The organism is Nocardioides pelophilus, assembly GCF_014180685.1.
GTDB classification, from domain to species: domain Bacteria; phylum Actinomycetota; class Actinomycetes; order Propionibacteriales; family Nocardioidaceae; genus Nocardioides; species Nocardioides pelophilus.
The window spans coordinates 1-1,305 of sequence record NZ_JACEHF010000309.1 but is presented as its reverse complement, the minus strand read 5'-3'; the positions used below and the strand labels follow the sequence as shown (position 1 = coordinate 1,305).

Sequence of the window (1,305 nt, the reverse complement as noted above, 5' to 3'; positions counted from 1 at the left end):
TCGCTGCGCGACCTCCTCGACCAACGGTGGTCGAGGAGATGACGAGACCACGGCAACCCCCGGTGGTCGAGGAGGTCGCCCTGGCGACCGTCACGAGACCTCCCACACAGCGCCCCCCGGTGGTCGAGGAGGTCGCCCTGGCGACCGTCACGAGACCCCCGACACGACAACCGCCGGTGGTCGAGGAGGTCGCCCCGGCGACCGTCACGAGACCCCCGACACGACAACCGCCGGTGGTCGAGGAGGTCGCCCTGGCGACCGTCACGAGACCTCCGACGGCCGGCGACTGCTCTGCGTGGCCGCGGTCACGGGCGGGAAGGGGCACGACGTGCTGCTCGCCGCGCTGGCCCGGCTCGGCGACCTCGACTGGTCGTGCACCTGCGTGGGCGCGCTCGACGTGGAGCCGGCGTTCGCGGCGCGGCTGCAGCGGGCCGCCGGGGACCGCATCCGGTTCACCGGGCCGCTCGCCGGGGAGGCCCTCGAGGACGCGTTCGCGAGCGCCGACCTCCTCGTCTCCGCCTCCCGCCACGAGGCCTACGGCATGGGCGTGACCGAGGCGCTGGCGCGGGGCGTGCCGGCCATCGTGACCGACGTGGGCGGCCACCCCGAGGCGGTCGGCCACGTCGCCGGGATGCTGGTGCCGGCGGACGATCCCGACACGTTGGCGAAGGAGCTGCGCCGCTGGCTCACCGACCCGGACGTGCGCGAGAGCCTGCGCACCGCGGCCGCGCAGCGGCGGGCGACCCTGCCGTCGTGGACCGACACCGCCCGCGCCCTCGAAGGGGCCCTCCGATGACGGCACTGCGATGACGTGGCGGTGGGTGCGGCTCGCCGGCGGCGCCGCGATCCTCGCCGTCGTCCTGGCGCAGGTCGGCGGCGCGGCGTTCGTCGACGGCGTGCGGCAGACCGACGTCACCACGCTCCTCGTCGCGCTCGCGGTGACGGCAGGTACGACCTGGTGCTGCGCCTGGCGGTGGAGCCTGCTCTCGGAGCGGCTCGACGTCGCGGTGCCGGTGCGGACGGCGTACCTCCTCTACTACCGCTCCCAGCTCCTCAACGCGACCCTGCCCGGCGGCGTGCTCGGCGACCTGCACCGCGGCGTCGACCACGGCCGCGCCTCGGGTTCGCTCGGCCGCGGGCTGCGGTCGGTGGTCTGGGACCGCGGGTCGGGGCAGGCGGTCCAGGCGGCGCTCGCGGTCGTGGCCGTGGCGCTGCTCCCGGCCGCGGTCCGCACCGACGTCGGGGTGCTCCTCGGCGGCATGACGGCGGCGGCGGTCCTGGTGGTGGCGGCGCTGCCGGCCCGGG

At 76.5% G+C, this 1,305-nt stretch carries 2 protein-coding genes; both read left to right on the top strand.

Annotated features, from left to right (window positions below; all coding sequences use genetic code 11):
- The first annotated feature begins 286 nt into the window (after positions 1–286).
- On the top strand, positions 287–796 hold the full coding sequence (locus H0488_RS24465; protein WP_281369750.1) for a glycosyltransferase family 4 protein: 510 nt from the start codon (positions 287–289) through the stop codon (positions 794–796).
- 10 nt (positions 797–806) lie between these two features.
- The coding region (locus H0488_RS23285) for a lysylphosphatidylglycerol synthase transmembrane domain-containing protein (RefSeq protein ID WP_183101538.1) at positions 807–1,305 on the top strand (499 nt) is incomplete at its 3' end.